The organism is Wohlfahrtiimonas larvae, from assembly GCF_002006755.1.
Classification (GTDB): domain Bacteria; phylum Pseudomonadota; class Gammaproteobacteria; order Cardiobacteriales; family Wohlfahrtiimonadaceae; genus Wohlfahrtiimonas; species Wohlfahrtiimonas larvae.
Genome location: NZ_MVDO01000038.1, coordinates 1 through 13475, shown reverse-complemented (window position 1 = coordinate 13475; position 13475 = coordinate 1). Strand labels below are relative to the sequence as shown.

The 13475-nt window shown below is 36.0% G+C and carries 13 protein-coding genes and 1 pseudogene; 1 reads left to right on the top strand and 13 read right to left on the bottom strand.

Annotated elements, in window-relative coordinates; all coding sequences use genetic code 11:
- The 11 genes from BZK14_RS02675 to BZK14_RS02625 all read right to left on the bottom strand — a co-directional run.
- Positions 1–709, bottom strand: a 709-nt coding sequence (locus tag BZK14_RS02675) for a Dyp-type peroxidase (RefSeq protein ID WP_077925051.1), incomplete at its 3' end; no start/stop codon positions are given.
- A 189-nt stretch (positions 710–898) separates the two neighbouring features.
- The gene (locus BZK14_RS02670; protein WP_077925050.1) at positions 899–1441 is read right to left on the bottom strand and encodes an isochorismatase family protein; all 543 of its coding nucleotides are present in this window, start codon (positions 1439–1441) and stop codon (positions 899–901) included.
- Positions 1442–1470: 29 nt separating this feature from the next.
- Positions 1471–1998 (bottom strand): acyloxyacyl hydrolase, encoded by a 528-nt coding sequence (locus BZK14_RS02665; RefSeq protein WP_077925049.1) that lies wholly within the window; start codon positions 1996–1998, stop codon positions 1471–1473.
- Between the two features lie 57 nt (positions 1999–2055).
- On the bottom strand, positions 2056–3216 hold the full coding sequence (locus BZK14_RS02660) for an iron-containing alcohol dehydrogenase (protein WP_077925056.1): 1161 nt from the start codon (positions 3214–3216) through the stop codon (positions 2056–2058).
- 7 nt (positions 3217–3223) lie between these two features.
- Positions 3224–5062 carry an SLC13 family permease gene (locus BZK14_RS02655; RefSeq protein ID WP_077925048.1) on the bottom strand — a complete coding sequence of 613 codons (1839 nt, stop codon included), beginning with the start codon at positions 5060–5062 and terminating at the stop codon, positions 3224–3226.
- Between the two features lie 73 nt (positions 5063–5135).
- On the bottom strand, positions 5136–5687 hold the full coding sequence (locus BZK14_RS02650; RefSeq protein WP_245831131.1) for a chorismate--pyruvate lyase family protein: 552 nt from the start codon (positions 5685–5687) through the stop codon (positions 5136–5138).
- A 67-nt stretch (positions 5688–5754) separates the two neighbouring features.
- Positions 5755–7497, bottom strand: coding sequence for an ABC transporter ATP-binding protein (locus BZK14_RS02645; RefSeq protein ID WP_077925047.1), 1743 nt, complete (start codon positions 7495–7497; stop codon positions 5755–5757).
- Positions 7490–9265: an ABC transporter ATP-binding protein gene (locus BZK14_RS02640; RefSeq protein ID WP_077925046.1), complete on the bottom strand. Its 1776-nt coding sequence runs from the start codon at positions 9263–9265 to the stop codon at positions 7490–7492. Before BZK14_RS02640 ends, BZK14_RS02645 begins: the two co-directional genes overlap by 8 nt.
- Entirely contained in the window at positions 9255–10097 is an 843-nt protein-coding gene (locus BZK14_RS02635) for an AraC family transcriptional regulator (protein WP_245831130.1), read from the bottom strand. Before BZK14_RS02635 ends, BZK14_RS02640 begins: the two co-directional genes overlap by 11 nt.
- Before the next feature lie 19 nt (positions 10098–10116).
- Positions 10117–10500, bottom strand: a complete 384-nt coding sequence (locus BZK14_RS02630; RefSeq protein ID WP_077925045.1) for a hypothetical protein — start codon at positions 10498–10500, stop codon at positions 10117–10119.
- 116 nt (positions 10501–10616) lie between these two features.
- A complete protein-coding gene (locus tag BZK14_RS02625) occupies positions 10617–11666 on the bottom strand; it encodes a DUF481 domain-containing protein (RefSeq protein ID WP_245831129.1) in 1050 nt (349 codons plus the stop codon).
- 161 nt (positions 11667–11827) lie between these two features.
- Between BZK14_RS02625 and BZK14_RS02620 the strand changes: the two genes are divergently transcribed.
- A complete protein-coding gene (locus BZK14_RS02620) occupies positions 11828–12553 on the top strand; it encodes an IclR family transcriptional regulator (protein ID WP_171973624.1) in 726 nt (241 codons plus the stop codon).
- A gap of 50 nt (positions 12554–12603) precedes the next feature.
- On the opposite strand, the gene BZK14_RS02615 is transcribed toward BZK14_RS02620, so the two are convergent.
- Together BZK14_RS02615 and BZK14_RS02610 are read right to left on the bottom strand one after the other, a co-directional pair.
- A complete protein-coding gene (locus tag BZK14_RS02615) occupies positions 12604–13197 on the bottom strand; it encodes a Smr/MutS family protein (RefSeq protein WP_077925044.1) in 594 nt (197 codons plus the stop codon).
- 40 nt (positions 13198–13237) lie between these two features.
- Positions 13238–13475: pseudogene (locus tag BZK14_RS02610) on the bottom strand (phosphomannomutase CpsG); the annotation flags it as partial.

Genomic DNA, 13475 nt, shown 5'->3' with positions numbered 1-13475 from the left:
GACGTACAATTTCTAATTCTTCACCATCTTTTTCAATCACAACACGCTCTGTATGGGCACCTATTGGCTTATCTTCATCTGCCATTTCAATATCATCATGTTTAGTGCGGCCAAATGTACCTTCTTGTTTCGCCAAATCAAATGTATTGAATTTATCAATATCATGCACCCAGCGCTGAGCGATCACATAACTTCCGCCCGCATCTTTACCTTCAGGAATGATCGCAACATCCGCGCGATCCTGTAACCCCTTAGGATTTTCTGTACCATCCACAAAGCCACTTAAATCACGCGCTTCTAACCAGCGAAAACCATGCACTTCTTCTTCGATTGTAACAAGATCTTTAAAGCAGCTTACAAAATCCTGAGCTAATGTAAAATTCATTTTGTGCTCATAAGACAAAATATGCACAAACATATCACGCTGCGTGCCTTGCACCATGCCTTTCGCCATTGTTTGTAGATCATGCAACTCTTCAGCGCTTTCCGCATCGCCAGAAAGTTTTGTCCAAGCATCGCGGCCAAATGCTAAAACAGCAGATAATCCCATATGGCCAAAACGCGTTTTATATGAACGAAGACGCGCATTGAAATCACCAATCGCATCTTTAATTGCATCTAAATCATCTGTTTTGAAATTTGCTTCAATAAAAATCGCATGATCTCTATTTTCTAACACAGTCCCGTCTTGATAATTTAACTCACTCACTTTCTACTTCTCCCTAAACTTAATATTGATTCTTCAATAATCCTAATACAAAAATGGGGACTTTTCTCTTTTTTACCAGCAAGCACTACTAAGAACCAAGGTAGAACTTGTCTTTTGTCAATGTTTTATCAAAACAGTTCACAATAAAAAAGGCTGAACCTTCAGCCTTTTTAAAATATCGGGTAAATATTATTTAATCAAACGACTAATATCTTTAAATGCAGGATGATCTGCTGTTTCCAGCAATTCAAACAATAATGATTCTAAGCCTGTTGTGCCTGCGCCATAGCCAATCATACGATCAATCCCAAGATCTTTATTCTCTTTTGTGCGTGATGAAACACAATCTACAATCACATCCACATCATAGTTTTCAAGCAATAAATCTCTTGCCGTTTGGAATACACAAATATGAGATTCCATACCGGCCAATAGAATATGATCAGCACCTGATTCTTTTAGTTTCTCTTGAAACTCTGTACTTCCCCAAGCACTGAATGTATTTTTCACAATAGGAGAATATCCATCTGCACTCAAAATTTCTTTTAAAGATTCAACAGTTGTCCCCAAACCTTTAGGATATTGCTCCAACCAAAGCACAGGAACATTCAACAGCGCCAATCCTTTTAATAATTTTTCTAAACGAGGGATCAGCTTATCTTTATCATGAATGACATTATTCAATTTTTCTTGAACATCTACAAACACTAAAATTGGACTTGCGTATTTCATTCCTCATTCTCCTTTTGCCAAAAATATCATTAGAACTTATATGAGTAATAAAGGGAATAACTTTCTATACCATTATTAGGGCTTTTAATTCCAGCATTTGAATAGTGAATTGCACGAATACCTAAAGTATGATCACCAAATCTTGCACCAAAACCAATACGATCTTCAAAATTGAAGGAACTGCCTAAGTTTTTATCCCCGACTTTAGTTTTTGAGAAAGCAGATACACCAATACCCAACTCAATGAATGGTTCAATAGTATTATTTGTGTAGAAATTATAAGTAAATACAGGAGCAAACGATATGGATGCTGCATTTTTACCATATTTACCTTTTTCCCAATGTGTTAACCCTAAACTCCAGTAACCAGAGAAATACCCTACAGAAGAATCCCAAAATTTAGCATCCCATCCTTTATTTAAACCAATTCTAATAGTAGCATCGCTTTGCCCTGTTGCGCCACCTGCAACCTCAGCCTCCCAAGCATTAGCAGTTGAAAATGCCAATGACGTGCAAAACAAACAAACCATGATTTTTTTAAAATTATATTTTTTCATATTTTACATTTCCCTGTTAACAGTCCTAAAACATCATATCAAAAACTATTCAAATAGTTACAATCGTAACTCCAATATTTCTTTTATTTGCTCTGATTCAATATTTTTACACTCACCCAATTTCCAACCACGATCCGCAAAACGCGCAACAATAGGTGCAATTGCCTCTGAATTCAAACCATAATCTGACAGACAAGTCTTGATCCCCACAGCATTAAAAAACTTTTCAATCGCTTGAATGGTCAAATCCAATTGACGCTCTGCATCATCCTCATGAATATTGAAGATGACCTGTCCTAATCGAGCAATTTTTTGCGATTTTTGTATTTTCATTATATGTAATAAACCTGGCAAAATAATAGCTAAAGTTTGTGCATGATCCAATCCATATAATGCGGTGAGCTCATGGCCAATCATATGTGTTGCCCAATCTTCTTCAACACCACACGCAATCCAACCATTCAATGCCCAAGTTGCCGCCCACATAAAATTAGCTCTTGAATCATAATCATAACCATTCTGAATCAAAGCAGGCGCCTCTTGTACTAAAACTTGCAAAATAGACTCCGCCATATAATCTTGCAATAAAAGTTTATTAGAATTAACAGTAAGATATTGCTCTATCACATGTACAAAAGCATCCACAATGCCATTAGAAATCTGCTTAATGGGCAAACTATAAGTGGTTTCTGGATCTAATACTGAAAATATTGGAAATGTGTGTGTGCTAGAAAACGCTAATTTTTCTTCTGTGGCAGCTCGAGTAATCACACCACCATTATTCATTTCTGATCCTGTCGCAGGTAATGTAATAACAGCACCAAAAGGTAAAGCTGTTTCAATATTATGGCCATGTTTAACCAAAATATCCCATGGGTTATTGCCCGTAAATTGTGATGCTGCTGCGATAAACTTTGTGGCATCCAAAACAGAACCACCGCCCACAGCCAATAAAAAATCAATATTATTTTTTTTAATAAATTCAACAGCTTTTAAACATGTTTCATAATGTGGATTTGCTTCAATCCCTGAAAACTCTAATACAGTATGATCTGATAAAGCTGACATCACTTGATCATAAACACCATTTGATCGAATGCTACCACCACCGTAAAGTACTAAAACATTACTCGATACAGGAATCTCTGAGGTAATATTAGCGATTGAACCTTTGCCAAAAATAATTTTGGTTGGATTTGCATAAATAAAATTTTTCATCATTCATTTACCCCATTGGAAATAAAATCGGTACAAAAATTACAGCTATCAACATTACAATCATAGCAAATGGCAAACCAATCTTAACAAAATCACCAAATGTATAATTTCCTGGCGTAACCACCAAAGTATTTACGGGTGATGATACAGGTGTAATAAATGCCGCAGAAGCAGCCAGTGCGACCGTCATTGCAAAAGGATAAGGAGAAACGCCTAATGTTGCGGCTGTTTGTATCGCAATCGGTGCTAATAGTATCGCTGTTGCAGTATTAGATATGAATAAACCAATCAATGCAGTCACGCCAAATAGCATCATCAACAATATTCTCGGACTCGCATCCCCACCAATCTCCAATAAAAACTGCACAGCTAAATCAACACCTCCCGTATTCTGTAAAGCTAGTGCAAAAGGAAACATTCCCACAATCAGAATGATACTTGGCCAATGAATAGATTTATAAGCACTATCCATCGTAATACAACCAAATGCCCCCATTAACAGCGCACCAAATATTGCAACTAATACCGTTGGAAAAATACCTATAATCATCAGTGCAACTGTTACGATCAACACTCCAATTGCATACGGTGCCTTATCCATTGCTGGTGCAACCTCATCTATCTCCGCAGGAATTGTTAACACGACAAAATCATCTTTCATTGTTTGCAATTGACGCACATCTTTCCACATACCAATAACTAACAATGTGTCGCCTTGTTTCAATCGTTCACTCAGTAATTCACTTTCAAGAATCTCACCTTTACGTTTCATACCAATTACATTCAAGTTATAATTGGATCTGAATGCATTTTCCAAAACTGTTTTATCAATTAACTTAGAGTCTGGATGAATTGTCACTTCCACCATGCCAATTTCACGCGAATGTTCGTTAAAATAACTACTCAATAGTGGCAATGACATCAACTTAAATTCTATACAAAACTCATTAATTTGATCAGGGTAAAAGAAATCAAACAATAAAATGTCATTTTCCTGCAAAACACGATCTGAAACAGCATCTAAAACAACATTTTTCATACGACTTAAACGTCGTTCAACTGCAATAATATTAGCCCCATGTTTTTCTCGAAGATGTAATTCTGATAAACGCTTACCAGCTAAAGAGGAGCCTACACCAATACGTGCACGGTGATTACGCCCTTTTAAATTGTATTGATTGACCAAATCTTCAATGTGTACACGAGCATCTTTAGCTTTCCCATCACTTTCAGCGCTATTTTTACTTAAAAATCTGCGAGCAAATAGCATATAAAATACGCCCACAAATAGAATGATTAAACCAATTGGCGTAAAAGAGAAAAACTCAAAAGATTTATGCCCTGCTTGCTGTAATTGTGCAGAAACGACTAAATTAGGCGCTGTTGATACCAGTGTCAACATACCACTGATTAACCCTGCAAAACTTAATGGCATCATTAATCTTCTTGTATCTGCTTTCATCTTCGTGGCAATACTTAAGACAATGGGTATAAAAATTGCCACAATCCCCGTAGAACTCATCACAGAACCTAATAACGCTACAGAGATCATCAATAATACAATTAATCTCGTTTCACTATTTTTAGCTTGTCGAACGAGCCAATCTCCCACTTTAAAAGCAACACCTGTTCGCACTAATCCATCACCAATGATGAAAAAAATAGCAACAATTAAAACACTGCTATCACTGAATCCTGCTAGAGCTTGATCAAGGGTAACACTCCCTGTAACAGGCAATGCCAAAAGTGCACACACAGCAACCACATCCATACGTGGCTTATTGATCATAAATGCAATAATGGCAGCCAATAAAAGGAGTAAAACAATCATTAATTCTTGAGACATAGTTATTTTTCTTTGATTTAATAAATCTTATTCTGCATTATAGATATTTATTTTCTCCTTTCATGTTTTATTTTTAATCTGAAAAAAAACGTCTCAAATTAGGTAGATACCATTCTGTTAAACAAAGGTTTTCACCTTGATAAATAAAAGTTGATTGACGGGCAATGAGGGATTTAAAACCATAAGAACTCTCTGGCAATTCAAAAGGCAAAGATTCTAAATCAAACATTTTATAACTAAATTCAGTACGATCAATCATATTGCCACTAAATAACTTACGCCCCAATGACTGAGTGCCACAATTTAAATAATTACGCCAAAAAAAACTATCTATATCACACAAACTCTCGGCCCAAATCACAGGAATATTATCTAGCTTCAATATAACTCTTCGACTAAAACAACGTTGACCATGAAGTAATTGTTCTGCTAAAGAATTATCATAGTTTGGCAAAAAATTTTCTGATAATTGTAATAATTCAACACTAAAATTAGGATTTAACATTTCCAATCCCTGCGTTAGAGATTGCACACTCAATAATGGTTGGTATTGTTTACGATCATAGTCATAATCTTCTAATAGCTGTTTTAAACTCTGGGCAGAATACCAATCCTTATGGTTCACAATAGTTATCCTTTATAAAAATAGAGATGAAACTTACATCTCTATCATTATATAGCATCCATAAAAGCTAAACTATTCTCCACCCCTTAGCTCGTTGTCTTTGAGCAATAAAATGAGAATATTCACCCTCTTTATTAATCAATGTTTCATGTGAACCTAGCTCTTTGATAGAACCATTCTCCAACACCACTATTTGATCTGCCATTTGAATCGTTGATAATTGATGCGCGATGACAATTAAAGTCTTAGACCCACGTAAACGCTCTAATGTCTCCGCAATCACAGCTTGATTCTCAGCATCTAATGCGGCGGTTGCTTCATCAACCAACAAAATTGGAGCATCCTTAATCAGAGCACGCGCAATGGCTATTCTCTGTCTTTCACCCCCTGATAGCTTCGCACCACCTTCACCTACTAAAGTATCTAAACCATTGGGTAAGCTTTCAATCACTGATTGTAATCCGGATTGAACTAAAACAGATTGCAACTCTTTTTCTGAAGCATCCGGCTTACCCATTAATATATTTTCACGCACGCTACCTTGAAATAAATAACTATCCTGAAAGATTTGGCTTATAGTGTCCGTTAATGTTTTTTCCGTCATATTTTTAACATTAACACCACCAATCATCACTTCTCCTTCAGTCACATCAAAGAAACGCGCAATCAGTCTTGCAAGAGTTGTCTTACCTGAACCAGATGCACCAATCAATGCAACCATTGAACCTGATTCTATTTCTAAACTGATTTGATTCAAAACTAATGGCTCATTTTTTTCATAAGCAAAGGAAACTTGATTTAAAGTGACATTATTCCCTTTTGGCTCTTTCTCAACCATGGGTTCAGGTAATGGTTGAATCATAAAAATTTCTCTTACTGCATTTAAATGCCCTTTTGCACTGCGTAATGCCTCGCCATAATTTGCAACATCTTGCATAGGATCAATAAAACGTGTTACCAAAATTAATGCGACAACAACGGCAACTATTTCTGTAGGATGCACACCTGTCACCAAAAGATCATTCAACCAAACTATCGCAATACATAGCAATGCTGCAAATACAGTTTGAACAACCCAACTACCCATAATGATGGATAATGTTGTCATCACAATGAGTTGTTCTGATGATTTTTGTTGATCATCAATGGCTCTTTCAAGAAAACGAGTACTACTACCTTCGCTGCTAAATGCACGCAATACAGATTGAGCTTGTGCAAACTCCACAATCCTTTGGCTTGTATGTGCTGAACGTTCATTAAAATCCTGATCGGCCTTTTCACCTAAACGTGATGCTAATAGCAATACAGACACAATAATTGGTAAGCTAACTAAAGCAACCATCCCCAAAAGTGGGTGTAAAATTAATAATGCAATAACTAAAACTAAGGGTGCAATAGAACCACTCACAACAGGTGTGATTAAATGTGCTGGTAACTGTGCTACTTCTATCATTCCCTTGGAAATAATATGACTTAACCTTGCAGTATTATCTGGATTAAACCAACCAATAGGTAAGCTTGCCACGTGATCACCAATACGATGGCGAGCATTGCGTAAAATCGACTCGCCTACTTTTATCCCTGCAAGCTCAGTTAATTGACGCAATTTCCAACAAGCAATCACACCTATTAGCAACAAAATCAACCAAATGACTGCTGAACTCACTTCCCCTTTTAATGTATAAAAGACAACAGGAATCAATACTGTAATGGTTAAACCACTTAAAACCCCATAAATTACTGCTTTAGTTAAATATTGATTCAAAAACCTTGAATCATCTCCCAACAATTGACTAAATATTTTAAACATGATTCACCTCACTCGCCTCTTCATCGGACTGACCATATTTACCTTGCTGCCATAAAGAAGCATAACGTCCTTGTCTTTCTAACAGTTGAACATGTGTACCTTGCTCAACAATTTGCCCTTCATCCATGACAACAATATGATCAGCATGCATGATCGTATCTAGACGATGAGCAATGACTAATAAAGTCCGCCCAACCGCAAAACGAGATAATGCTTCCTGAATTACAGCCTCATTATCTGCATCCGCAGCAGCCGTAGCTTCATCTAAAACTAAAATGGAGGGATCTAGTAATATTGCTCGAGCAATACTGACTCTTTGCTGCTCACCACCCGATAAAATCGCATCTTCACCCACAATCGAATCATAGCCTTTCGGGAGCGACATAATTCTATGATGAATATTAGCAGCCTTTGCAGCAGCTTCAACCTCATCCTGCGTTGCATTCGGTGATGCTAATGCAATGTTCTCACGCACACTTGCATTAATTAAACGAACTTCTTGCAAAACAAAACCAATTCTTTGATATAACGCTTGAGATGGGAAAGCTTTAAGATCAACATCACCCAAAGTAATTTTGCCTTGTACTGGATCAAAAAATCTTAATAATAATCTTGCAATGGTAGATTTACCTGCACCTGATGCTCCCACAATAGCAGTAACAGTGCCTGGCTTAAGTGTTAAATCAAAATTCTTCACAACTAAATGTTCAGAATCATAGCCATAATCTACATTTTCAAACTTAACAATACTATTTTTAGGATGATCTACTAAAGATGCTGGTTGCTCTAAAATAGGAGTATGCAATAAATTATTTAATCGTTCAGCTGAACCAGTTGCATTACGTAAACCATGAGTAATAAAAGATATCATCAACATTGGTGCACAAATACCTGGAGCAATCAGAGCAAAAGGGACAATATCCATTGGTTGAATCCACCCTAAAGCAATAAAGATCATACCAAATGTTAAAATAAAGCCCAAAACAGTTACTGGATTCATAATTGCATTAGCTGCTGATACCGATTTTGTTGTAGAACCAATCAAATTACGAAAAGCTACGGCAAAAGCATCCACAGCATCACGATAGCTACTATGAGATTTTCCTGATACACCAAAAGTCTTGACAACAGGTATGCCACTGACAAACTCAACAACTGCATTATCAATTCTTGCCATGCCGCCAATAAAGTCCCCCATGAATTCCCCACCAGCTTTAAACGCTTTGCTATACAACCAAAAGAATGCAATAAAAGGAACACAAGTCACTAATGCTAATTGCCAACTCATCGCAAATAAATAAATCGCGGAGAACACAACCACTGCTACCGCTCTCGCAATTGTTGTAAAGAAATGAGCTGTTAAATCATGCAAAGCACCAATATCATCTTGCATGGCCTGCTTAACATCTCCAGATGCTCTTCCCGTAAACCACCCTAAAGGAACGAGCGATAAACGTTCAATGGCCGATAATCTTAAATGATGCGTCAAACGATTGTCTGCACAGTGAACATAATATTCAGCAAACGTATTAATGATCAAGCCAGCAAATAAACTAACTAAACTCCATGTAACAACTTGCCAAATCTGCTCTGTACTTAAACCACCCAAAATAACTTGTGCAATATAGGCAATACCAACCAATGGCACTAAAGTTAACATAATACCAATTGCAGCCAATAATGATGCTATAATTAATCGCCCTTTTATAGGCTCTAATACAAGCTTCATAGGGCTTTTGGACTTTTGTACCGAAGAATCAATACTCATAAAAACTCCCTGTTGGAACATATAAAGGATTACTGCGACTTAATTCGTTATGTTCAATAATGAATCGTTTAGGTGTGACACCTACAGCTTTACGGAACATTGTGATGAAAGCACTAGAATTTTCGTAACCTAAAGCATCAGAAATCAATTGAATTGGCATATCTTCAGCCAACATTGACATTGCCTTAATCACATGCATCTGTCTGCGCCAACGATTGACACTCACACCTGTTTCACTCGCAAAAACACGAGATAAATTACGCTCGCTCATATTGATCGCTTTAGCCCATTCATCTAATGTTAGTTTTTTAGAAGGATCTTCTAACATAGCTTCTGCCATTTTCCGTAAACGAGGATGTTTGGGCATCGGTAAATTCATACTTGCTGTTGGCGATGCTGCTAATTCATCTAATAACACCATCATTAATCGCCCTTCATGGCTGGATTCATCATATAACTCAGGCAGTTCTGCTGCCCTTTGCAGTAACTCGCGAATCAAAGGGGAGATAGAAATTGTGCAACATGATTGCGGCAACCCATCAATAGCAGCTGGCTCAACAAATACAACAAAACCTTTTGCATTACCGCTAATCTTCGCACGATGAGTTAAATTAGAAGGAATCCAAACAGCGCCCTGAAAAGGCACATTCCAAATGCTATCAGTCGTTTCTAAAGTAATCACACCTGAATTTGCAAAAATTAACTGAGACTTAAAATGACGATGAAATGGAATTTCCCAATTTTCGTTGATTAATCCTAGACCCATCACAAATACTGGACGATCTACCTTATCGGGATAATCAGCAGCAACCTCATAGTGACTTATAAACACAAAAACCTCTCCCCAGTGACTATTCAGGTTTCAACAATAATGCTGCTTCAGATAACGCCTCTTCCGATGTGCGCACAACAATCATTGGATAACCCCAAAATTTTTTAAAAATAATCGAAAACTCTTGCATCATTTCAAATTTATCTGCTTCTTTAACAACATGCACATGACCTTTAATCCATTTCTGAACATCTTCATGATTTGCCTTCATCCAAAGCGCTACTTTTTTACGCTCTTCTAGATTTTTATTTTCTTCTTGCGGCACACCTTCACCCACAAAAACAAAAGGTTGTTGTCTTTTTAATAAATCAGATAAATCAGATAAGGTATCCTCAATGTTCTCATTGGGGCCTTTGACATAATCCACCCGTACGATGGGGAATTCTATAGCATCAACTTTCACAAGCACTCCAAAAATAATAAAAACTCTTAAATAAGAATTGATATCATATATTTTTTTACCATTAAGTAATTAGTTGATGCAGACAATAAACTTTGCAATTCAGCCAAAGAGGTCTATTACCACTGATACCCTATCCCTAAGTTAATGCTTTTATTACGGGAATCACCATCTTTAGCACGAACTTTTTCATATGAAATACCTGTATTTAACAGTAAAGATTCTGTTAATTTATAAGATAATGTGGCATTCGCTTTTAAGTCTAATAATACATTGCGATTAAAACTTCGGCCAATCTCACCAGAAGTAGTTAATTTAAAGGCACGATCACCAAAATATTGATAGAAATCCCATTTTAATGCAATTTGAGGATTTTCACTATGCTCACCATCACGATAATCTAACATTTGATAATTTAATAGCGATGCCAATGACAGTGCAGAATGTTCATCTTCCCATACCTGCCAACCTGGCCCTGTACCAATAGATTTATTCGCTCGAATATCCTCTTGCCAATCATGTTGATATGACATTGCACCTTGCCAGAAGAATGATTGCGTAAAGAATCGATCGACTGAATAATCCAAATGATAATAATAACTTTTGGTTTTTTCATTTTCAGTTTTTCGATAAAACTTACCTTTCAGGGTATGACGCCAAAAATCATATTTTAGCCCCAATGTACCATCAAAATTGTAACGAGAAGTTTTAGAAGAATCTGTATCAACATAAATCCCCAAATTAATAGATCCAGAATATGTTAAAGGTGATTTTTTAGGGGAACGCCCATTAATTCTTGCGACAGAAAGCTCACTTGTAATAGGAATCTCGGTTACACCATCGCCATTTTGAATGACTAGTACTTTTTTAGATTGGCCCTTTGTATCTGCACGATAATTTTTTAAACGAGCTTCTTTCGCGACAATACTAGATGAAAATAAATTCTGCTTAATATTAACTAGATTATCAATTGAGAATGATTTTACTTTATCATTATTAACTTTTATCGTTCCCGCATATTCTGTTTTAATAAAAAGATATTGCCCCTCAAAATAGATAATATTACCTGTTAATCTATCACCATTTTTAAGATGAACCTCATCTGCACTAACAAGGCTGATCATCATAACGCATAACATCACTAATATTTTTCGCATTTTTGGGGTCATCAACAATACTCTATTCATGCCATATTATAATATGATCAATACGTTCCTGTTCATAAAAACTTATAAATCTGAATAACCACCTCATCAACTTTCTCACAATATGAGAATATATTTTGCCATTATACTTTTTCATTGTTATTGTTCTTTATGGAGGAGATATCATGAAAAGTACTGATCGATTATTGAATATATTATCTTATATAGCATCTTGCGGTAGACCTGCTTTCCCTAAAAATATTTCTTATGAGTTAAATATTCCTTTATCCACTGTATATAGAATATTAAATATTCTCATTTCATGGGAATTTGTTACACCTTCTAAATTATATGGAGCTTATACTTTAGGTGCACAAAGTTTAAAAGGCCAACAACTTCATCAAGATTACTCAATTTTTGGATCTGAATGTGATGATGTCTTGCGTGAGTTAGCAGAAAATACAGGCGAATCAGCAGCCATTATTGCAGCCGATTATACTGAAACAATTTGTATTAAAATGGTCGAAAGCACACAAGCACTACGTTGTTCTTTTCTAACCGGACGATCTAATGATTTAATCTCTGGAGCCAGTGGTAAAACATTATTGGCATATAAATCATTAGAGGTTAGAAATGGTATCGTAGAACGTGCTTATCCAAATAATTTAGGCAAACAAAAAGCCTTGCATCAAGAGCTTAATCAAATTCTCGAACAAGGCTACGGCATAACTGTTGGTGAAATTGACGATGGTGTTTTGGGCATATCTGCTCCTATTTTTCGCCACCAATCTGCTATTGCAGTGGTCACATTAATGGCACCTTACTCTAGAGGCAAAAATCATCAACAAGTATTAACTGCCATGACACTCAAGGCATCCAAAGCACTCACCACCCTTATCAATCAAGATTAATACTGATGATTAAAGTATTATTAGTACTGAATATATTTCTAACCTTAGCGCTAAAAATATTTTTTATTTTTTAAGAGAATCAGTACAGCTCCATCATTATTATTTTCTTCTGTGTAAGCTAAAACTTCAGGATGTTCATATAACCAAAAACGAACTTTATTTTTTAAAATTGGCGTAGAATTTTTTGATCCTAAACCACTGCCATGAATAATACGACCACAAACACCATGCTCTTGAATAAAATGGCAAAATTCAGATAATAATTCATCCAATCCATCCACTTTCTCACCATGCAAATCCAACTCAGAAACAATGCGATAATGACGCTGCAATAACTTTTGTAAATCTCTATTACCGCGGCCATTTTTAGAATATTGCTTGGGCATTTCTTTAAAACAATCCCCCACATAAAAGTATTCATATTCTGTTTCTTCAAAATGCGGATTAATACGAATTGCCAATGGCTTCGATGGATGCTCAACAACGTCACTTTTTAACCGCCGCACATCTTTCATTAACTCACTAAAAGATAGATCTACACATTCAGTTTTCTTTTGATGCATTATCGTCTGAGTTTTTTTTACAGACTCTCTTCGTAAAATCTTCTTAACTGTTTTTAATTCATCAATGTAATTTTTTGTCATTTAATCAAATATGCCATATTCATCAAGAAATAAATCAATATCATATCTTAAAAGGTTCAATTATAGACAACAACAGATCTACTTTTGATGCCAATAAATCTTGGCTATATTTACATTCTATATTTAAACGCAATAAAGGTTCTGTATTAGAAGAACGCACATTCAATCGCCAATCAATAAACTCTAAGGTTAAGCCATCTAATGTATTTCTTTGAATTGCTTTCTGGCCCAATTGCAAATCTATCTGATGTATTACATCTTCCACGTGATTGACTTTA

Coding starts and splice junctions, on each gene's coding strand:
- BZK14_RS02670 (WP_077925050.1), bottom strand. CDS start 1,441: ATGAAATACGCAAGTCCAATTTTAGTGTTTGTAGATGTTCAAGAAAAA.
- BZK14_RS02665 (WP_077925049.1), bottom strand. CDS start 1,998: ATGAAAAAATATAATTTTAAAAAAATCATGGTTTGTTTGTTTTGCACG.
- BZK14_RS02660 (WP_077925056.1), bottom strand. CDS start 3,216: ATGAAAAATTTTATTTATGCAAATCCAACCAAAATTATTTTTGGCAAA.
- BZK14_RS02655 (WP_077925048.1), bottom strand. CDS start 5,062: ATGTCTCAAGAATTAATGATTGTTTTACTCCTTTTATTGGCTGCCATT.
- BZK14_RS02645 (WP_077925047.1), bottom strand. CDS start 7,497: ATGTTTAAAATATTTAGTCAATTGTTGGGAGATGATTCAAGGTTTTTG.
- BZK14_RS02640 (WP_077925046.1), bottom strand. CDS start 9,265: ATGAGTATTGATTCTTCGGTACAAAAGTCCAAAAGCCCTATGAAGCTT.
- BZK14_RS02625 (WP_245831129.1), bottom strand. CDS start 11,666: ATGACCCCAAAAATGCGAAAAATATTAGTGATGTTATGCGTTATGATG.
- BZK14_RS02620 (WP_171973624.1), top strand. CDS start 11,828: ATGAAAAGTACTGATCGATTATTGAATATATTATCTTATATAGCATCT.
- BZK14_RS02615 (WP_077925044.1), bottom strand. CDS start 13,197: ATGACAAAAAATTACATTGATGAATTAAAAACAGTTAAGAAGATTTTA.